Annotated in this window: 19 protein-coding genes and 1 tRNA gene; 16 read left to right on the plus strand and 4 right to left on the minus strand. The window is 53.2% G+C overall.

Annotated elements, in window-relative coordinates; all coding sequences use genetic code 11:
* Positions 1-20: 20 nt before the first annotated feature.
* A complete protein-coding gene (locus ACQG1K_RS04260) occupies positions 21-788 on the plus strand; it encodes a class II glutamine amidotransferase (protein ID WP_017383120.1) in 768 nt (255 codons plus the stop codon).
* Here ACQG1K_RS04260 and dpaA read toward each other — a convergent pair.
* The gene (gene dpaA / locus ACQG1K_RS04265) at positions 759-1499 is read right to left on the minus strand and encodes a peptidoglycan meso-diaminopimelic acid protein amidase (RefSeq protein WP_006810008.1); all 741 of its coding nucleotides are present in this window, start codon (positions 1497-1499) and stop codon (positions 759-761) included. The two genes, ACQG1K_RS04260 and dpaA, sit on opposite strands and share 30 nt — an antisense overlap.
* A gap of 300 nt (positions 1500-1799) precedes the next feature.
* On the opposite strand from dpaA, the gene ACQG1K_RS04270 reads away from it, so the two are divergent.
* From ACQG1K_RS04270 to dinB, 8 genes are all read left to right on the plus strand, one after another.
* Complete coding sequence (locus ACQG1K_RS04270; protein ID WP_022647142.1) at positions 1800-3143, plus strand: Na(+)-translocating NADH-quinone reductase subunit A; 1344 nt, start codon at positions 1800-1802, stop codon at positions 3141-3143.
* A 2-nt stretch (positions 3144-3145) separates the two neighbouring features.
* A complete protein-coding gene (locus ACQG1K_RS04275; protein ID WP_367076087.1) occupies positions 3146-4381 on the plus strand; it encodes an NADH:ubiquinone reductase (Na(+)-transporting) subunit B in 1236 nt (411 codons plus the stop codon).
* Positions 4374-5168, plus strand: a complete 795-nt coding sequence (locus ACQG1K_RS04280; protein ID WP_022647144.1) for a Na(+)-translocating NADH-quinone reductase subunit C — start codon at positions 4374-4376, stop codon at positions 5166-5168. Before ACQG1K_RS04275 ends, ACQG1K_RS04280 begins: the two co-directional genes overlap by 8 nt.
* Positions 5161-5799, plus strand: coding sequence for an NADH:ubiquinone reductase (Na(+)-transporting) subunit D (locus ACQG1K_RS04285; protein WP_003863219.1), 639 nt, complete (start codon positions 5161-5163; stop codon positions 5797-5799). Before ACQG1K_RS04280 ends, ACQG1K_RS04285 begins: the two co-directional genes overlap by 8 nt.
* Before the next feature lie 6 nt (positions 5800-5805).
* Positions 5806-6402: an NADH:ubiquinone reductase (Na(+)-transporting) subunit E gene (nqrE, locus tag ACQG1K_RS04290; protein ID WP_003863217.1), complete on the plus strand. Its 597-nt coding sequence runs from the start codon at positions 5806-5808 to the stop codon at positions 6400-6402.
* A 10-nt stretch (positions 6403-6412) separates the two neighbouring features.
* On the plus strand, positions 6413-7636 hold the full coding sequence (gene nqrF / locus ACQG1K_RS04295; protein ID WP_006810003.1) for an NADH:ubiquinone reductase (Na(+)-transporting) subunit F: 1224 nt from the start codon (positions 6413-6415) through the stop codon (positions 7634-7636).
* 2 nt (positions 7637-7638) lie between these two features.
* Complete coding sequence (gene nqrM, locus ACQG1K_RS04300) at positions 7639-7839, plus strand: (Na+)-NQR maturation NqrM (protein ID WP_003863212.1); 201 nt, start codon at positions 7639-7641, stop codon at positions 7837-7839.
* 107 nt (positions 7840-7946) lie between these two features.
* Positions 7947-9005, plus strand: coding sequence for a DNA polymerase IV (gene dinB / locus ACQG1K_RS04305; RefSeq protein ID WP_032624796.1), 1059 nt, complete (start codon positions 7947-7949; stop codon positions 9003-9005).
* A gap of 55 nt (positions 9006-9060) precedes the next feature.
* Here dinB and pepD read toward each other — a convergent pair whose 3' ends face one another.
* Positions 9061-10518 carry a cytosol nonspecific dipeptidase gene (gene pepD, locus ACQG1K_RS04310; protein WP_126490720.1) on the minus strand — a complete coding sequence of 486 codons (1458 nt, stop codon included), beginning with the start codon at positions 10516-10518 and terminating at the stop codon, positions 9061-9063.
* Positions 10519-10776: 258 nt separating this feature from the next.
* Between pepD and gpt the strand changes: the two genes are divergently transcribed.
* The 3 genes from gpt to crl all read left to right on the plus strand — a co-directional run bounded on the left by gpt (position 10777) and on the right by crl (position 13042).
* The gene (gene gpt, locus ACQG1K_RS04315) at positions 10777-11235 is read left to right on the plus strand and encodes a xanthine phosphoribosyltransferase (RefSeq protein ID WP_003863205.1); all 459 of its coding nucleotides are present in this window, start codon (positions 10777-10779) and stop codon (positions 11233-11235) included.
* Positions 11236-11339: 104 nt separating this feature from the next.
* On the plus strand, positions 11340-12584 hold the full coding sequence (gene frsA / locus ACQG1K_RS04320; protein ID WP_038415404.1) for an esterase FrsA: 1245 nt from the start codon (positions 11340-11342) through the stop codon (positions 12582-12584).
* Between the two features lie 56 nt (positions 12585-12640).
* Entirely contained in the window at positions 12641-13042 is a 402-nt protein-coding gene (gene crl / locus ACQG1K_RS04325; RefSeq protein ID WP_022647149.1) for a sigma factor-binding protein Crl, read from the plus strand.
* Positions 13043-13173: 131 nt separating this feature from the next.
* On the opposite strand, the gene phoE is transcribed toward crl, so the two are convergent.
* Positions 13174-14226 carry a phosphoporin PhoE gene (phoE, locus tag ACQG1K_RS04330; RefSeq protein ID WP_022647150.1) on the minus strand — a complete coding sequence of 351 codons (1053 nt, stop codon included), beginning with the start codon at positions 14224-14226 and terminating at the stop codon, positions 13174-13176.
* A gap of 305 nt (positions 14227-14531) precedes the next feature.
* Here phoE and proB point away from each other — a divergent pair, with 305 nt between their 5' ends.
* The 4 genes from proB (at position 14532) to ACQG1K_RS04350 (ending at position 19115) form a co-directional block, all read left to right on the plus strand.
* Positions 14532-15635 (plus strand): glutamate 5-kinase, encoded by a 1104-nt coding sequence (gene proB / locus ACQG1K_RS04335; RefSeq protein ID WP_015571369.1) that lies wholly within the window; start codon positions 14532-14534, stop codon positions 15633-15635.
* Positions 15636-15646: 11 nt separating this feature from the next.
* Positions 15647-16900 carry a glutamate-5-semialdehyde dehydrogenase gene (gene proA, locus ACQG1K_RS04340; protein ID WP_367076081.1) on the plus strand — a complete coding sequence of 418 codons (1254 nt, stop codon included), beginning with the start codon at positions 15647-15649 and terminating at the stop codon, positions 16898-16900.
* Positions 16901-17011: 111 nt separating this feature from the next.
* A tRNA-Thr gene (locus tag ACQG1K_RS04345) sits at positions 17012-17087 on the plus strand.
* Positions 17088-17174: 87 nt separating this feature from the next.
* Positions 17175-19115 (plus strand): site-specific integrase, encoded by a 1941-nt coding sequence (locus ACQG1K_RS04350; RefSeq protein ID WP_048981240.1) that lies wholly within the window; start codon positions 17175-17177, stop codon positions 19113-19115.
* A gap of 123 nt (positions 19116-19238) precedes the next feature.
* On the opposite strand, the gene ACQG1K_RS04355 is transcribed toward ACQG1K_RS04350, so the two are convergent.
* Positions 19239-19571 (minus strand): NIPSNAP family protein, encoded by a 333-nt coding sequence (locus ACQG1K_RS04355; protein ID WP_048981238.1) that lies wholly within the window; start codon positions 19569-19571, stop codon positions 19239-19241.
* Positions 19572-19717 lie beyond the last annotated feature (146 nt).

The raw sequence follows: 19717 nt of genomic DNA on the forward strand, positions 1-19717 counted from the left end.
CGCTGTTGTGGAGGTGTTCTATGTGCGAACTGCTCGGGATGAGCGCCAATGTGCCAACCGATATCTGCTTTAGTTTCACCGGGCTGGTTCAGCGCGGTGGAGGAACCGGGCCGCATAAAGACGGCTGGGGCATTACCTTCTACGAAGGCAAAGGATGTCGCACGTTTAAAGATCCACAGCCCAGCTTTAACTCACCCATTGCCAGACTGGTGCAGGACTATCCTATTAAATCCTGTTCGGTGATCGCCCATATCCGCCAGGCCAATCGCGGCGAAGTGGCGCTGGAAAATACCCATCCGTTTACCCGTGAACTGTGGGGACGTAACTGGACCTATGCGCACAACGGGCAGCTCTCGGGCTATAAATCACTGGAAACCGGCAATTTTCGTCCTGTCGGTGAAACGGACAGCGAAAAAGCATTTTGCTGGCTGCTGCACAAGCTGACCGAGCGCTACCCCCGTACGCCCGGCAACATGACCGCAGTATTTAAGTACATAGCGTCACTGGCGTCTGAGTTACGCGAGAAGGGCGTGTTTAATATGCTGCTGTCTGACGGACGCTACGTGATGGCATTCTGCTCGACGAATCTGTTCTGGATCACCCGACGTGCGCCGTTTGGCGTCGCCACGCTGCTCGATCAGGATGTGGAAATTGATTTTCAGAAGGAGACCACACCGAACGATGTGGTCACTGTCATTGCAACGCAGCCGCTGACGGGCAACGAAACCTGGCAAAAGATCATGCCAGGCGAGTGGGCGCTATTTTGTCTCGGGGACCGCGTAATTTGACGCCAGCTGAGGCTGAACCACTTCATGGCTGAGCGGTTTACTCACCACGTAACGGCCATTGACGATGGACACCACCGGCGGCTTATGGGTCTGCTCGAAGTAGTCATAACCCGGTTTTAGCTGTTTCCAGAAATCTGTGTAAACAGAGTACTTATGGCGCGCCATGTTGGCATCCGTCATACGGAACGGATAGATGCTGACCTGAACATTCGGCTGGCCGAAGACCAGTGCGCCCGTGACAAACTGGAAGATTTCATCAATGCCGGAATCCGTCATCGCATAACAGCCGACAGACACGCAGGCGCCGTGGATCATCAGGTATTTCCCTTCGTAACCGTGCGCACGGTCGAAGGCATTGGGGAAACCGATGTTAATCGCTTTATAGAAGCGGCTGTCCGGTTTTAGCTGGTTACGCTGAACGTTGTAAAACCCTTCCGGACTTTTGAAGTCACCCTGGCGCTGTTTCGGCCCCAGTCCGCCAGAATAGTTACAGATTTTGTAGCTATCGAGCAGTTGATACGTCTCGCCCATTTTGACAAACAGATCGAGTGTGCGCTCTTCCTTGAAGATTTGAATATAAACAGGGGATCCCATCAACTGCTGTTTATACTCTTTGCTGACCGGCGTCGTTGAACTATTACTGCCAAGCAGCCCGGCAAACGACATGCACGGTATCAGAAGCATCGCAATGAACAATGCGATTTTACGCATACTACTGGTTCCTTGATAAAACAATGACCAACTTGCCAGAACGGCAAAAGACACCCGAAATCAGACTAATCTGGACAGGAGCGCTCACATTAGCACCGATGGAGATTTTCGCAAGAGCCAACCTTTGCGTTTACAAATTAGTTTTACTTTATAACCCATTCATATTGTCCTGACTCCAGGAACTTTGCGCAATAGCTCGCATTTCGGCGCGCCAGACGGCGGATTTACTGCCCTTGGCAGGGCCGAAAATGGTACACTCCGGCCTCTCTGGATTGTTGTTCATGGATACCTGCTAACCACATGTTTAGAATCAGAAAAGGACTCGATCTGCCAATCTCTGGCGTGCCTGAACAGCACGTAACGACCGGCGCCAGTATTCATCATGTCGCTATTGTGGGTGATGATTACGTGGGCATGCGCCCCGCGATGCTGGTACAGGAAGGCGATCGTGTAATAAAAGGCCAGGCACTCTTCGAGGATAAAAAAAATCCTGGCGTTATGTTTACAGCCCCTGCCAGCGGCACCGTTGCCGCCATCCATCGTGGTGAGCGTCGCGTCCTGCAGTCGGTTGTCATTCAAATTGAAGGTGACGAAAAACGCGAGTTTGCGCGTTTTGACGCCGCCGATCTCGCTACCCTCAGCCACGACGCGGTGCAGACGCAACTGCTGGAGTCAGGACTGTGGACGGCGCTTCGCACGCGTCCCTATAGCAAAACGCCCGTACCTGGCACTGTGCCAGCCGCTATCTTCGTTACGGCCATCGATACTAACCCGCTCAGCGCGGATCCGCAGCCTCTTATCCTGGCGGAACGCAAAGCTTTCGATGCCGGCCTCACCGTGTTAACGCGCCTGACGCCGGGCAAAGTGCATGTCTGCCAGGCCAGCGGCGGTAAGCTGGGCGGGCATCCGCAAGGGCAGGTCGCCTTTAATGAATTTGCCGGCCCGCATCCGGCCGGGCTGGTGGGAACGCATATTCATTTCCTGGAGCCGGTAAGCCTGACGAAACAGGTCTGGCATCTTAATTATCAGGACGTGATCGCTATCGGTAAGCTCTTCACCACGGGTGAGCTGTGCGCAGAACGCATTATTGCCATCGGCGGCCCTCAGGCAACCCAACCGCGTCTGGTTCGCACGCTGCTTGGGGCAGACCTGACGGCGCTGTTGGCTGGCGAAACGAAAGAAGGTGAAAACCGCATTATTTCCGGCTCGGTGCTGAGCGGCAGACACGCGACAGGCCCGATGGCCTGGCTGGGTCGTTTCCATCTTCAGGTGAGCGTGGTGCTTGAAGGGCGCGAGAAAGAGCTGTTCGGCTGGGTGCTGCCTGGCGCGGAAAAATACTCGGTAACCCGTACCACGCTCGGCCACTTTTTGCGTCGTAAGCTGTTTAACTTCTCCACCAGCACCAACGGCGGTGAGCGCGCCATGGTCCCGATTGGCAACTACGAACGCGTGATGCCGCTGGATATTCTGCCCACTGTGCTGCTGCGCGATCTGCTGGCTGGCGATACCGACGGTGCCCAGGCGCTGGGCTGTCTGGAGCTGGACGAGGAAGATCTGGCGCTGTGTACCTATGTGTGTCCAGGTAAATACGAATATGGACCCGTATTGCGCGAGGTGTTAACCCGCATTGAGCAGGAAGGATAACCATGGGCTTAAAACACCTCTTTGAAAAAATTGAGCCGCACTTTACCGAAGGGAAGCTCAAAAAGTACTACCCGCTGTATGAAGCGACAACGACCATTTTCTACACGCCGGGTCTGGTGACGAAAGGCGCGGCGCACGTTCGCGACGCCATCGACCTCAAGCGAATGATGATTCTGGTCTGGTTTGCGGTCTTCCCGGCCATGTTCTGGGGGATGTATAACGTTGGGTTGCAGACTATTCCGGCGCTGCACCATATGTACGATGCAGAGCAGCTGGCGCAGGTGATTCAGTCTGACTGGCACTATCGTCTGGCGCAGTCGCTGGGGGTGAGCTTTGCGGCAGATGCAGGCTGGATCAGCATGATGACGCTGGGCGCTGTCTTCTTCCTCCCCATCTATATGACTGTCTTTATTGTGGGCGGTTTCTGGGAGGTTCTGTTCGCTATTATTCGCAAACATGAGATCAACGAGGGCTTCTTTGTTACCTCTATTCTGTTTGCGCTGATTGTTCCGCCAACGCTGCCGCTCTGGCAGGCGGCGATGGGGATCAGCTTTGGCGTGGTGATTGCCAAGGAGATCTTCGGCGGGACCGGACGCAACTTCCTCAACCCGGCACTGGCAGGGCGCGCGTTCCTGTTCTTTGCTTATCCGGCGCAAATCTCGGGCGACCTGGTGTGGACGGCAGCAGACGGATTCTCCGGCGCGACGCCACTTTCACAGTGGGCGGCAGGTGGCGGCGAAACGCTGGTTAACAATGCAACCGGACAGCCTGTCACCTGGTATGATGCGTTTATTGGCAATATTCCAGGCTCCATCGGTGAAGTGTCTACCCTGATGATTTTGATCGGCGGAGCCATCATCCTCTTTGGCCGCGTGGCGTCCTGGCGCATTGTCGCTGGCGTCATGCTTGGGATGGTCCTCACCGCCACGCTTTTCAATTTTATTGGTTCAGACACTAACCCGATGTTCTCCATGCCGTGGTACTGGCACCTCGTGCTGGGAGGCTTTGCGTTTGGCATGATGTTCATGGCCACCGATCCGGTCTCGGCTTCGTTTACCGACAGAGGAAAATGGTGCTACGGCGCGCTCATTGGGGTGATGTGTGTACTGATTCGCGTGGTCAACCCGGCCTATCCGGAAGGGATGATGTTGGCCATTCTGTTTGCCAATCTGTTTGCGCCGCTGTTCGACTACCTGGTCGTGCGCGCCAACATTAAGCGGAGGAAGGCGCGTGGCTGAGATCAAAAATAACGACAGTATCAGCAAAACGCTGCTGGTGGTGCTGGTACTGTGTCTGGTCTGTTCCATTGTCGTGGCCGGTTCTGCCGTTGGGTTGAAACCGCTACAGCAGGAGCAACGTGCGCTGGATAAACAGCGTAACATCCTTGCCGTTGCCGGGCTGATGCAGGAAGGCATGACGAAGGATGACGTCGCAGCGGTGTTTGCCGAACGCATTACCGCACGGCTGGTGGATTTAAAAACCGGGGAGTTAATGGATAAAGACCCGGCGAAATATAACCAGGCGCTGGCGCTAAAAGATCCGCAGATGAGCACCATGCTTGACGCCTCGCAGGATCCGGCAGGCATTAAGCGCCGCAGCAATGTCGCGGAGATTTACCTCGTCCGCGACGAGCAAAAGCGCATCCAGGAAATCGTGTTGCCCATCTATGGCAACGGTTTATGGTCAATGATGTACGCCTTTGTGGCGCTGGATACCGATGGCCGTACGGTCAAAGGCATTACATATTACGATCAGGGCGAAACACCAGGGCTGGGGGGCGAAGTTGAGAACCCTAACTGGCGGGCACAGTTTGTCGGTAAAAAAGTGCTCGATGACAACGGCCAGCCTGCGCTGAAGGTGGTGAAAGGAGGAGCGCGTCCCGGTGATGAATTTGCCGTTGATGGCCTTTCCGGCGCTACGCTCACCTCTAATGGGGTGCAGCACAGCTTTGATTTCTGGATGGGTGAACTGGGCTTTGGTCCCTTCCTGAAGAATGTACGTGAAGGAGCGCTGAACAATGGCTGATACGGGTGAACTGAAAGAAGTTAAAAAGGTGCTGATTGGCCCACTTTTAGCCAATAACCCGATAACGCTTCAGGTGCTGGGCGTATGCTCGGCTCTGGCGGTAACCACCAAGCTGGAAACGGCGGTGGTCATGACGCTGGCGGTAACGCTGGTGACAGCGTTTTCCAGCATGTTTATCTCAATGATCCGCCACCACATACCCAACAGCGTGAGGATCATTGTCCAGATGGCGATCATCGCCTCGCTGGTGATCGTGGTTGATCAGCTTCTGCGCGCCTTCGCTTATGAAACCTCGAAGCAGCTTTCGGTGTTTGTCGGCCTGATTATCACCAACTGTATCGTGATGGGGCGCGCTGAAGCCTATGCGATGAAAATGCCGCCACTGGCGAGCTTTATGGACGGTATCGGCAACGGGCTGGGTTACGGTGTGATCCTGTTGACGGTTGGTTTCCTGCGCGAACTTATTGGCAGCGGCAAACTGTTTGGCATTCCGGTGCTGGATACGGTACAGAACGGCGGCTGGTATCTGCCGAACGGCCTGTTCCTGCTGGCACCAAGCGCATTTTTCATTATCGGTTTGCTGATCTGGCTGATTCGTACGCTGAAGCCTGAACAGCAGGAAAAGGAGTAACCGACAATGGCTCATTACCTGAGTTTATTTGTGCGCGCGGTGTTTGTTGAAAACATGGCGCTCGCTTTCTTCCTGGGCATGTGTACGTTCCTTGCTGTTTCTAAGAAGGTATCGACGGCATTCGGTCTGGGTGTGGCGGTCACTGTTGTGCTGGGGCTTTCCGTTCCGATTAACAACCTGGTGTTCAACTTCGTGCTTCGCGATGGCGCGCTGGTGGAGGGCGTTGATCTTAGCTTTCTGAACTTCATCACCTTTATCGGGGTGATTGCGGCGCTTGTTCAGATCCTGGAGATGATCCTCGATAAATACTTCCCGTCGCTGTACAACGCACTGGGGATCTTCCTGCCGCTAATCGCAGTGAACTGCGCCATTTTCGGCGGCGTCTCATTTATGGTTCAGCGCGATTACAACTTCAGTGAATCGGTTGTGTATGGTTTCGGTTCCGGTATCGGCTGGATGCTGGCGATTGTCACCATGGCGGGGATCCGTGAAAAAATGAAATATGCCAACGTACCTGCGGGGCTTCGTGGCTTAGGGATCACCTTTATCACCACCGGCCTGATGGCGTTGGGCTTTATGTCCTTTTCCGGTGTGCAGCTATAAGGGCTAAAAGATGGAAATTATTCTTGGCGTGGTGATGTTCACGCTGATAGTACTGGTGCTGTCAGGGCTGATCCTGGCGGCGCGTGCGAAGCTGGTGAATTCCGGGGATGTGATCATTGATATCAATGACGATCCGCAGAATCAGATCCGTACCCCGGCAGGGGATAAGCTGCTTAATACGCTCTCCGGCAACGGGATTTTTGTCTCGTCTGCCTGTGGCGGCGGTGGCTCCTGTGGACAGTGCCGTGTGAAGGTGAAAGAGGGTGGCGGGGATATTCTGCCAACAGAACTGTCGCATATCACGAAGCGTGAAGCGAAAGAGGGATGCCGTCTGGCGTGTCAGGTCGCAGTGCGCCAGAACATGAAGATTGAGCTGCCGGAGGAGATCTTCGGCGTGAAAAAATGGGAGTGCGAAGTTATCTCTAACGATAACAAAGCCACGTTCATTAAAGAGCTCAAGCTGCGCGTTCCTGAAGGGGAGAGCGTCCCGTTCCGTGCGGGTGGGTATATCCAGATTGATTGTCCGGCACATACCGTGGCGTATGCTGACTTCGACGTGCCCGAGGAGTACCGGGCCGACTGGGATAAATTTAACCTCTTCCGCTTTGTTTCCGAAGTAAAAGAGCCCGCGCTTCGCGCTTATTCCATGGCTAACTATCCGGAAGAGAAGGGCATTATTATGCTCAACGTGCGAATCGCCACGCCGCCGCCGAATGTGCCTGATGCACCCCCTGGCGTCATGTCGTCATATATCTGGTCCCTCAAGCCTGGCGACAAAGTGACGATTTCCGGCCCGTTCGGCGAATTCTTTGCCAAAGACACTGATGCGGAAATGGTCTTTATCGGCGGCGGTGCGGGTATGGCGCCGATGCGTTCGCATATCTTTGACCAGCTCAAACGCCTTGGCAGCAAGCGCAAGATCAGCTTCTGGTACGGGGCGCGTTCACTGCGCGAAATGTTCTATGACGATGAGTTTGAACAACTGGCACGTGATAACCCTAACTTTACCTTCCATGTGGCGTTATCCGATCCGCAGCCGGAAGATAACTGGACAGGTTATACGGGCTTCATCCACAACGTGCTGTATGAAAATTACCTCAAACAGCACCCGGCACCGGAAGATTGCGAGTTTTATATGTGTGGCCCGCCAATGATGAACGCTGCCGTGATTAAGATGCTAAAAGATCTTGGCGTGGAAGATGAGAACATCATGCTCGATGATTTCGGAGGCTGATTATGCTGACCTTTCTGGCGACCTTTGCGGTGTTTGTACTGGTGATATTCGGGATGTCCTTAGGCTGGATCATCAAGCGTAAAAGCATTCAGGGCAGCTGTGGAGGTATATCTTCCATCGGAATGGAAAAAGTGTGCGATTGTCCGGAACCGTGCGATGCGCGAAAAAAACGGATGGCTCGCGAGCAGCAACGCATTATTTAGTCTTGTATGTCGGGTAAGGCAACGCCGCCACCCGACAATTCCCACGCACACTTCTCAACCCTCATTTGTTTACTGTATACTTATCCAGTAATGAGTGAGGGCTTACTATGCGCAAAATAATCCATGTCGATATGGACTGCTTTTTTGCCGCAGTGGAGATGCGTGACAACCCGGCGCTGCGGGATATTCCCATCGCCATTGGCGGCAGCCGGGTTCAGCGCGGTGTCATCAGCACCGCCAACTATCCTGCTCGCAAATACGGTGTGCGCAGCGCCATGCCGACAGCGATGGCGCTAAAACTGTGCCCGCATCTCACTCTTTTGCCCGGACGTTTTGATGCCTATAAAGAAGCATCGAGCCACATTCGGGAGATCTTCTCCCGCTACACCTCTCTGATTGAACCGTTATCGCTGGATGAAGCCTATCTGGATGTCACCCACAGCGTGCACTGCCACGGCTCTGCCACCCTGATGGCGCAGGAGATCCGCCAGACTATTTTTAACGAGCTGAACCTGACGGCATCGGCAGGCGTCGCGCCGATAAAATTTCTCGCCAAAATCGCCTCCGATTTAAATAAGCCCAACGGCCAGTACGTCATCACCCCGGAAGAGGTTCCGGCGTTTTTAAAGACGCTGCCGCTCAGCAAAATCCCCGGCGTGGGCAAAGTCTCCGCCGCGAAGCTGGAAAGTATGGGGCTACGCACCTGTGAAGACGTTCAGCGCAGCGATCTGGCGCTGCTGCTTAAGCGTTTTGGTAAGTTTGGCCGCGTACTGTGGGAACGCAGTCAGGGCATTGATGACCGGGATGTGAACAACGAACGGCTGCGTAAATCGGTCGGCGTTGAACGCACGCTGAGCGAAGATATCCATGACTGGACAGAGTGTGAAACCATTATTACGGAACAACTCTATCCTGAGCTTGAACGACGCTTACTGAAGGTCAAACCAGATCTGCTTATTGCACGACAGGGCATCAAACTGAAATTTAACGATTTTCAGCAGACGACGCAGGAGCACGTCTGGCCACGCCTCAACAAAGAGGATCTTATTGCGACGGCAAAAAAGGCATGGGAAGAGCGGCGGGGCGGACGAGGGGTAAGGCTGGTGGGGCTGCACGTCACATTGCTGGATCCGCAGCTGGAGCGTCAGCTGGTGCTGGGACTGTAGATTAGGCTAATCGTAGGCCCGGTAAGCGAAGCGCCACCGGGCATCAAACGGCTTATTACTTAACAGGGATTGCTTTCAGCAGCTCAGTCAGCAGCGTCCAGTAGTGACCGACGCTTTCAATGTGAACCTGCTCATCCGGGGAGTGTGGCCCCGTGATGGTCGGCCCGATGGAGACCATGTCCATATCCGGATACGGTTTCTTGAACAGACCACATTCCAGACCCGCGTGAATAACCTGAATGTTCGGGGTGCTGTTGAACAGTCTCTGATAAGTTTCACGCACCAGTGCCATGACCGGAGAACTTGCATCCGGCTGCCAGCCAGGGTAGCTGCCTTTTGCAGACGTTTTCGCGCCCGCCAGGGTACCCAGAGATTCCAGCATGCTCACAACGTACTCTTTACCGCTGTCGATCAGGGAACGGATCAGGCAAATGATCTCTGCGCTGTCGTCGCCCATGGTCACTACGCCCACGTTCAGGGAGGTTTCAACCACGCCTTTTGCGACGTCAGAATTGCGGATCACGCCGTTTGGCGTTGCGTTCAGCAACTGGACGAACGTGTCACGAGACTGAGTGGTCAGCGCGGCTTTATCCGTTGTAACGGACTCCAGTACCACCGTCAGGTTTTTCTCTTTCTCAGACAGCTCGTTTTTCAGGATATCCAGATACAGGCTGGAGAGGTTTTTCAGCTCATCCGCTTTCGCCGCAGGCACCGCCACGGTCGCGAAGGCTTCGCGAGGGATCGCGTTACGCAGAGTGCCGCCGTTGAAGTCCACCAGACGCAGATCCAGTTCAGCGGCATGGCCCGCCAGGAAACGCGCCAGCAGTTTGTTGGCGTTGCCCAGGCCCAGGTGGATATCGCCGCCGGAGTGACCGCCTTTCAGCCCTTTCAGCGTCAGCTTAAAGGTCTCGAATCCAGCAGGGATCGCTTCGCGGGACAGCTGCAGGGTAGAGATGAAATCGATCCCGCCCGCGCAGCCCATGTAGATCTCACCTTCTTCTTCGGAGTCGGTGTTGATCAGAATGTCCGCTTGCAGCCAGTTTGCCTGGAGACCGAACGCGCCATCCATGCCCGCTTCTTCAGTCATGGTCAGCAGCACTTCCAGCGGACCGTGTTCAACGCTGTCGTCAGCCAGCACGGCCAGCGCGGAAGCCATACCAATACCGTTATCTGCGCCCAAGGTCGTGCCGCGCGCCTTCACCCACTCACCGTCGATGTACGGCTGAATCGGGTCTTTTGTGAAGTCGTGAACGGTGTCGTTGTTTTTCTGCGGAACCATGTCCAGGTGCGCCTGCAATACCACTGGCTTACGGTTTTCCATACCTGCGGTGGCAGGTTTGCGGATGAGAATATTGCCAACCTGGTCGCGCTCAGCGTGCAGACCTTTTTCCTTTGCCCAGCCCATAATATGTTCGGCAAGCTGTTCTTCGTGATAGGAAGGGTGCGGAATGGAGCAGATTTTGGCAAAAATATCCCACAGCGGCTGTGGAGATAATTGAGACAGTTCAGACACGATAGGTCTCCTTGTCGTTGCGCTGCAAAACAATGTTGCAGGTCACTGGGTTAGCAGGTTAATCGTTACCACAAGACGGGCTTGCGAGATGCATCTGAGAATACCACTTTCTCCCGTGGCTGGTAGCATTAAGCATGTAAAAACTCAGGCTCATGGCGCGTAACACTGGTTTTTAGTGCGTCAGATCTCTATAATCTCGCGCAACCTGGTTCACCCTCATTTTTTTAAGCCGTATATAAACAGGCTGGGACACTTCACATGAGCGAAAAATACGTCGTCACCTGGGACATGTTGCAGATTCACGCACGCAAACTGGCTGCGCGTCTGATGCCTTCCGAACAGTGGAAAGGCATTATTGCCGTCAGCCGTGGCGGTCTGGTACCGGGGGCGCTGCTGGCACGTGAGCTGGGTATTCGTCATGTCGATACCGTATGTATCTCCAGCTATGACCACGATAACCAGCGTGAGCTGAAAGTGCTGAAGCGCGCGGAAGGCGACGGTGAAGGCTTTATCGTTATCGACGATCTGGTGGACACCGGCGGTACCGCTGTGGCTATCCGCGAAATGTATCCAAAAGCGCACTTCGTCACTATCTTCGCGAAACCAGCGGGTCGTCCCCTGGTTGATGATTACGTCATTGATATCCCGCAGGATACCTGGATTGAACAGCCATGGGATATGGGCGTGGTCTTCGTACCGCCTATCTCTGGCCGTTAATTTCAGTACGTAACTTTACACGCCCGGTTATGCCGGGCGTTGTTCTTTTTGGCCTGCCACGCGTTACAATGGTCTCCAAGTGATGTATCCATGGAGGCAACGCAATGGCGCAGGCGAATCTCACCGAAACTCTTTTCAAACCCCGTTTCAAGCACCCTGAAACCTCGACGCTGGTGCGTCGGTTTAATCCGGGGACCATGCCTGCTGTTCAGTCAGCGTTAGATGGTAAAAACGTGCCCCACTGGTACCGCATGATTAACCGCCTGATGTGGATCTGGCGCGGTATCGATCCACGTGAAATCCTCGACGTGCAGGCGCGTATCGTGATGAGCGAGTCTGAGCGCACCGACAGCGATCTCTACGACACGGTGGTGGGCTACCGTGGCGGGAACTGGATCTACGAATGGTCAAAGCAGGCCATGCTCTGGCAGCAAAAAGCGAGTCAGGAAGAAGATGCCACTCTCAGCGGCAAACACTGGCTGCATGCGGCAAACCTTTACAGCATCGCTGCATACCCGCATCTGAAAGGAGACGAACTGGCGGAGCAGGCCCAGGCGCTGGCAAACCGGGCTTATGAAGAGGCCGCCCAGCGGCTGCCTGGCCGGATGCGTGAAATTGAGTTCGCCATTCCCGGCGGTAGCCCGGTGACTGGATTCCTGCATATGCCGGAGGGGGAAGGCCCGTTCCCGACGGTTCTGATGTGCGGCGGCCTGGATTCGTTACAAATTGATTATTACAGCCTGTATGAGCGCTACTTTGCCCCAAACGGGATCGCCATGCTGACGCTCGATATGCCCTCAATTGGTTTTTCATCCAAATGGAAACTTACGCAAGACTCCAGCCTGCTGCACCAGCATGCATTAAAAGCGCTGGAGAATATCCCCTGGGTTGACCATACCCGGGTAGGTGCGTTTGGCTTCCGCTTTGGCGCTAACGTCGCGGTACGGCTGGCCTACCTTGAATCTTCCCGCCTGAAGGCCGTCGCCTGTCTTGGCCCGGTAGTGCATGCACTGTTAAGCGATCCTGCGCGTCAGGGTAGCGTTCCTGAAATGTATCTGGACGTGCTGGCGAGCCGACTTGGCATGCATGATGCTTCAGATGAAGCGTTGCGCATTGAACTTAATCGGTATTCATTAAAAACGCAGGGCTTGCTGGGCCGCCGTTGCCCAACCCCGATGATGTCCGGTTTCTGGAAGAACGATCCATTTAGCCCGGAAGAGGAGTCACGCTTAATCACCTCGTCATCTTCGGATGGCAAATTGCTGGAGGTACCCTTCAGCCCGGTGTACCAGAATTTTGACAAAGCGCTTAAAGAGATCACACGCTGGATCACGCAGAGATTGTGTTAATAGTTTGCTAAATTTCGTTGGTTTGGTAAAACAGTGCTTCACAAAAGGAGATCGCAATGACGTTACCGAGTGGACACCCGAAAAGTAGACTGATTAAGAAGTTCATGGCTCTTGGCCCGTATATTCGAGAAGAGCAGTGTGAAGAGAATCGCTTTTTTTTCGACTGCCTGGCTGTTTGCGTCAACGTGAAGCCTGCACCCGAAAAACGTGAGTTCTGGGGCTGGTGGATGGAAATGGAAGCACAGGAAAACCGTTTTACCTATAGCTATCAGTTTGGCCTGTTTAATAAAGACGGGCACTGGCAGGCGACGAGCATCAAAGATCAGGAAGTGATCGATCGCCTGGAGCATACGCTAAAAGAATTTCACGGCAGAGCTCGCGACCTGCTGGCAACGCTGGATCTGAAGCTGGAGCCTGCGGACGATTTTTCCAGCGAAGCGGTGAAACTGAGAGCCTGATGATGTCACAGCGCCGGGTGGCGGCTACGCCTTACCCGGCCTAAAAACGTATTACTCCGTAGGTCCGGTAAGCACAGCGTCACCGGGCACAAAAAAACCGGCTCAGCGCCGGTTTTTTTATTACCACAACATCAGAACTGGTAGGTCATGCCCAGCGCAACGATATCATCGCTGCTTACGCCCAGTTTATTATCGTCATCGATCTGGTTGATTTTATAATCAACAAACGCAGACATGTTTTTGTTGAAATAATAGGTCGCACCTACATCGATGTATTTCACGATATCTTCATCGCCGATGCCTTCGATATCTTTGCCTTTAGACTGCACGTAACCCAGAGATGGGCGCAGACCAAAGTCAAACTGATATTGCGCAACCACTTCGAAGTTTTGCGCTTTATTTGCAAAGCCACCGGAAATAGGGGCCATATTGCGGGTTTCAGAATAGAGAGTGGCCAGATATATATCGTTGGCATCATATTTCAGACCGGTCGCCCAGCCTTCTGCTTTTTTACCTTCGCCGCGTGCCTGAAGGTTTTGCTCATTGGTGCGATCGGAGCTGGCATACGCACCAATCACAGAGAAATCGCTGCCGCCGAAGTCATAGCTCAGGGAGGTACCGAAGCCGTCACCGTTTTGCTTCTTCACGTCGCGGTTTTCATTTTTACCCTGGTATTGCAGGGTCATATTAAGACCGTCAACCATGCCAAAGAAATCGGTATTACGGTATGTGGCCAGACCGGAAGCGCGTTTCGTCATGAAATTATCGGTCTGTGCCAGGCCGTCACCGCCGAACTCCGGGAACATATCGGTGTATGCGGCGACGTCATACAGCGCACCCAGGTTACGACCGTAATCAAAAGAACCAAAATCTTTCAGTTTAATACCCGCAAATGCCAGGCGCGTTTTTTGAGAAGAGTCGCTTTCTGCTTTGTTACCCGCGAACTCTGCTTCCCAACGTCCGTAGCCCGTCAGCTGATCGTTAATCTGCGTTTCACCCTTAAAGCCAAAACGAACGTAAGTCTGGTCACCATCCTTCGCGTCATCATCACTGAGGTAGTGCATTGCTTTTACTTTGCCGTACACGTCCAGTTTATTACCGTTTTTATTATAAACTTCCGCTGCGTGAACAGATGTGGATGCAACTACGCCCATTACCACTAATGCCAGAGTGCTCTTTTTCATTTTCAATCCTGATTTTATAAAAACGCGCTAATATTCGCTGAGCAATAAGATTCAACTTATTACCCCGTGAAAAACAGGAAGGGTTTTATCGTTAGTGGGTGAACGTTTTATGACAAAGTAAGAATATGTCTAAAAAAGTATGTTTTAATTTTTCGGTAATAAAATTGTCAAAATCTGCCGCTACGCTTCCTGATCCCGCGCAACAAAGTGATGGGTGATGTGCTAAGGCAGTTGGCAACGGGGCTGACACCTGTTAAAACGTCTGACTGACATCATTTTCCCTTATTGTTGAACGGCAGAGAATCATGAGTGACAGCCAGACGCTGGTGGTAAAACTCGGTACCAGTGTGTTAACAGGCGGATCGCGCCGCCTTAATCGTGCCCATATCGTTGAGCTTGTACGTCAGTGCGCTCAGTTGCATGCCGCAGGGCATCGTATTGTGATTGTGACCTCCGGGGCGATTGCCGCCGGGCGTGAACACCTGGGCTACCCCGAACTCCCCGCGACGATCGCCTCCAAACAGCTGCTGGCCGCCGTAGGACAAAGCCGACTCATACAGCTCTGGGAACAACTGTTCTCCATTTATGGCATTCACGTCGGGCAGATGCTGCTGACGCGTGCGGATATGGAAGACAGAGAACGTTTCCTGAACGCCCGCGATACGCTGCGCGCGCTGCTGGATAACCATATCGTTCCGGTCATCAACGAAAACGACGCTGTTGCCACCGCTGAAATCAAAGTAGGCGACAACGATAACCTCTCTGCGCTGGCGGCGATCCTGGCAGGGGCCGATAAGCTGCTGCTTCTGACCGATCAGCAGGGGCTGTTTACCGCTGACCCGCGTTCCAATCCACAGGCAGAACTGATCAAAGACGTTCACGGCATTGACGATGCGCTGCGTGCCATTGCGGGAGACAGCGTTTCTGGTCTTGGGACAGGCGGTATGGGCACCAAGCTCCAGGCTGCGGACGTGGCGTGCCGGGCCGGTATCGACACCATCATTGCCGCGGGCAGCCGTCCGGGCGTGATAGGTGATGTGATGGAAGGCATCTCTGTGGGCACACGCTTCCACGCCCAGGCGTCCCCGCTGGAAAACCGCAAACGCTGGATCTTTGGTGCGCCCCCGGCTGGTGAATTGACCGTGGATGAAGGCGCGACCGCCGCTATTCTGGAAAGAGGAAGCTCATTGCTTCCAAAAGGAATTAAAAGCGTGACAGGCAACTTCTCGCGTGGTGAAGTGATCCGAATCCGTAACCTTGAAGGTCGCGACATCGCTCATGGCGTAAGCCGTTATAACAGCGACGCGCTGCGTCGGATTGCTGGCCACCATTCCCAGCAGATCGACGCCATCCTGGGCTATGAATATGGCCCGGTTGCCGTGCATCGCGACGACATGATTATTCGTTAAGGAGCCAGAACATGCTGGAACAAATGGGCGCAGCCGCGAAAGCCGCCTCGTATAAACTGGCGCTCCTTTCCAGCCGTGAGAAAAACCGCGTGCTGGAAAAAATCGCTGATTATCTGGAATCCCAGTCGCAGGAAATTTTGCTCGCCAACGAGCAGGATCTGCTGGAAGCGCGTCGTAACGGCTTGAGCGAAGCGATGCTCGACCGTCTGGCATTGACCCCGGCGCGTTTGAAAGGTATCGCCGACGACGTCCGTCAGGTGTGCAACCTCGCCGACCCGGTAGGGCAGGTGATTGACGGTGGGGGGCTCGACAGCGGGTTACGCCTTGAGCGTCGTCGTGTGCCACTCGGCGTCATCGGTGTGATTTACGAAGCGCGTCCAAACGTGACGGTGGATGTCGCCTCCCTGTGCCTGAAAACCGGTAACGCCGCTATCCTGCGTGGCGGGAAAGAGACCTGGCGCACCAACGCCGCGACGGTGAACGTCATTCAGCAGGCGCTGGAGGAGTGCGGCTTACCGGCGGCTGCCGTGCAGGCGATTGAAAGCCCCGACCGCGCGCTGGTCAACGAGATGCTGCGCATGGACAAACACATCGACATGCTCATCCCACGCGGCGGCGCGGGCCTGCACAAGCTGTGCCGTGAGCATTCCACCATTCCGGTCATTACCGGCGGTATCGGCGTATGCCATATCGTGGTGGATGACACCGCGGAGATCGAACCTGCACTGAAGATTATCGTCAACGCTAAAACTCAGCGTCCAAGCACCTGTAATACGGTCGAAACGCTGCTGGTGCATCAGGGCATCGCCAGTACCTTCCTGCCAGCGCTGAGCATGCAGATGGCGGAAAGTGGCGTTACGCTGCATGCGGACGAGAAGGCTCTCGCCCTGCTGAAAGACGGTCCGGCAAAGGTCGTTCCGGTTAACGCGGAGCAGTACGACGATGAGTATTTGTCGCTGGATCTGAACGTGAAGGTAGTTGCGGATCTCGATGACGCTATTGCGCACATTCGTGAACACGGAACCCAGCATTCTGATGCGATCCTGACGCGCACCCTGCGCAATGCCGATCGTTTTGTGAATGAAGTGGATTCGTCTGCGGTTTACGTGAATGCCTCGACGCGCTTCACCGATGGCGGCCAGTTTGGTCTGGGCGCGGAGGTGGCTGTGAGCACTCAGAAGCTGCATGCCCGCGGTCCGATGGGGCTGGAAGCGCTGACCACCTACAAGTGGATCGGCTTCGGTGATGATACCATTCGTGCGTAAATAATCGCGGGTGATGCAAAAATAGCCGTTTGATTCAAAAGGGCATTGACGCATCACCCGGTTAGATCTACTCTTTTGCCCCGTGGTTACGCTCGTAACCGGTCTCTCAGGGCCGATATAGCTCAGTTGGTAGAGCAGCGCATTCGTAATGCGAAGGTCGTAGGTTCGACTCCTATTATCGGCACCAGTCACTTCTATCTTATTGATTTAATTAACGTTAAATTCATTCAAAGTGAAATCGCGTAGCCTCTACTACATAGAGGTCATACAGCCGATGGCTCAACGTGATAATCTGTATCGCCGTAGCAGCGGTATTTATGTTGTCCGTATTGCAGTTCCTGCCCGATACCGTCTCTACACGGGACAGCGTGAGATTCACGCTTCAACAGAAACAAACGACATCAGAAAAGCGAGAGCGATTGCCGCAGGTTTATTGGTTGTCTGGCAGCGATGTCTGGGTGAGTATCAAAAATTGGATAGAGAAAAGTTGGTAAGTAGTGCGCCTGCTTTGGCTGGCGAAGGAATGATCAGCCTCGCTGAATTTTGCGGTTTAACGAGCGCTTCCCTGCAACAAGTGGCGCAGCGACTACTTGATACGAATATCCCACTTTTTTGGCTTGCTGATGGGCGTCCTGCCTACTATGTAGAAGATCTTTCACTCGTTGATAAGGATGATCCTGAGGCTTCTGGATTTATCATCGATAGTGCCATTAACATCGGGATCAGAGGCTCTCTGAGCGGTTATGTTCAGCCCTTGGTTTCATCACGTATATTACGTCAGATGATCGCTGGCGAGCCGCTGGATGCAGAAACCGCATTTAAATCTTCAGAGGCTTCATCCAAAGCCGCTTGGTTCGTTGACTTTCCAGGTGTCGAAATCTCGCCTAATTCATTGATGATTCATCGTGTTCAAGCCGAGCGCTTACGATTATTTTGGCTGTCACATAGCACCGCAGTTTCTCCAGTAATGCCAGAGAAACCAAAAGCAATTACCCCTGTATTATTGCCCTCATCAATACCGGATAATGAATATGTAAATCGTAAATACTACTCAGTGAAAATGAGCGAGTTATGTGAAAAATATATTCGCTACAAGCGCGGGGGGAAATTCACGGAAAAGGCAGAGAATCGAGTCCGGGAAGGTTTTGGCTTACTCCTTGAAGTCATGGGTGATTCAACGCTTGAAAAAGTTGACCGTGACTTCCTCCGTAAGTATGAGAGCTTACTAAGGTCGATACCTGCAAGGCGCGATCTGGCGAAAATAAGATACAAAATCAATGATGCTCATGAATTGATTGCCAAGGCAAAAGAGAATGGCGACCCTCTAATGAGCGATAATGCCGTTCGTAAATATATGCGAATTCTCTTCGAGGCTTTCCAGTGGGCTGATGGAGAAGGCATTTTTATTAAGTCTCCTGCGAATAAATTCTTTGCACCTGTTGAAAATGAAAAGATGGATCAGGATTTCAAATCTGATTTCACTGATGAGGATTTAAACGCTATTTTTGGTATGCCTTGGTATAAACGTGGGACTGTCGATAAAAACAGTCAGGGGCAATTCCATCATTATCGTGCATTTCATTACTGGCTACCGCTAATTGGTTTTTTTACCGGCGCGAGGATAAATGAGTTATGTCAGCTTTATCTTGACGATATTAAGCAGGATGCTGTCGGTTTTTATTTCTTCGAAATTAGCAATGAGCGTGCAGATCAGTCGCTAAAAACTATTCATTCGCGACGGAAAATACCGTTGCATCCGACATTGATCAAACTTGGATTAGTCCGCTATTGCGAAGCATTGAAGAAAGCAGGCCATGAACGTTTATTTCCCGAGCTTCCTTACCACCCTGTAAAAGGATATGGCGATAAGGCTTCGGACTGGTTTAATCGCTCGTTGCTCAAAGAGCGGTTAGGCTTTGAAAAAGGCAGCAAGAAATCTTTCCATTCATTCCGCCACACCTTTTCTACAAGACTTAAACAAGCTGGAATCGACAGCGAGACGCGTGCGCAGTTTGTTGGACATATCCGCGGTTCTGGCGAGACAGAGAACCGGTATAGCAAAGATCATCCACCAGAAGCCCTCTATGCTGTGCTTGAGAGCGTTACGTTAGGGCTACCGGAAGTTGCTCCATTTGTTTGCGAAGATGGTGTAGATGCGGTAGCTGATGCGCTACGGATTAAGCAGAGCAATAAATCGCGAAAAGAACCGCAATAGCCTGAATTTCTCTCTTGCTCTAACGCGCTCAGAACGGTTCTGGCGCGTTTTTTATTAAGGGTGGTGGATTTCATAGTGCTGAATTTGGAGACGCTCAAAACGCGTTTGGTGAAGCCATATGACCTACGATTGCACCCGCAGCCCGTTCACACTTTCCGTCGGGAGGCTGATCACTGTTTTCGTGCAGGTCTCTATGCTGCCAATGATGTCTTGACGTGGGCCATTGCGCCAGTCATCACTCGCATAAAAGGCATCAAGAACCGTAGCCATGCTTCCAGCACTGTCAAAGGCGCGAATCAGGTAGTAGCAATCCGAGTCATGTAGCGAGTTACCAAACGATACAACATCGATCCCGTGGCGCTGGTGTAGGGGAACGCTGATTTCCTGCATGATGGCGTGAAAATCAGTTCCGGTTCCTTTGCGTAAGGTGTATTGCAGTATTTCGACGGTTCTCAAGCGTTATCTCCGTTCATTGTGTTTGGACGCTTCCTTGATGGAGGCGCTAAACTGAATTGATATGTGAAGCTACTACCAATCAGATGTTCTTTCGTCAGCAGAAGCGCGATATGTGAATCAGGTGCGCAGGGAGGATCTCTGGTAGT

Origin of the sequence: Enterobacter cloacae complex sp. 402C9 (assembly GCF_050030745.1) — a bacterium.
Classification (GTDB): Bacteria; Pseudomonadota; Gammaproteobacteria; order Enterobacterales; family Enterobacteriaceae; genus Enterobacter; species Enterobacter intestinihominis.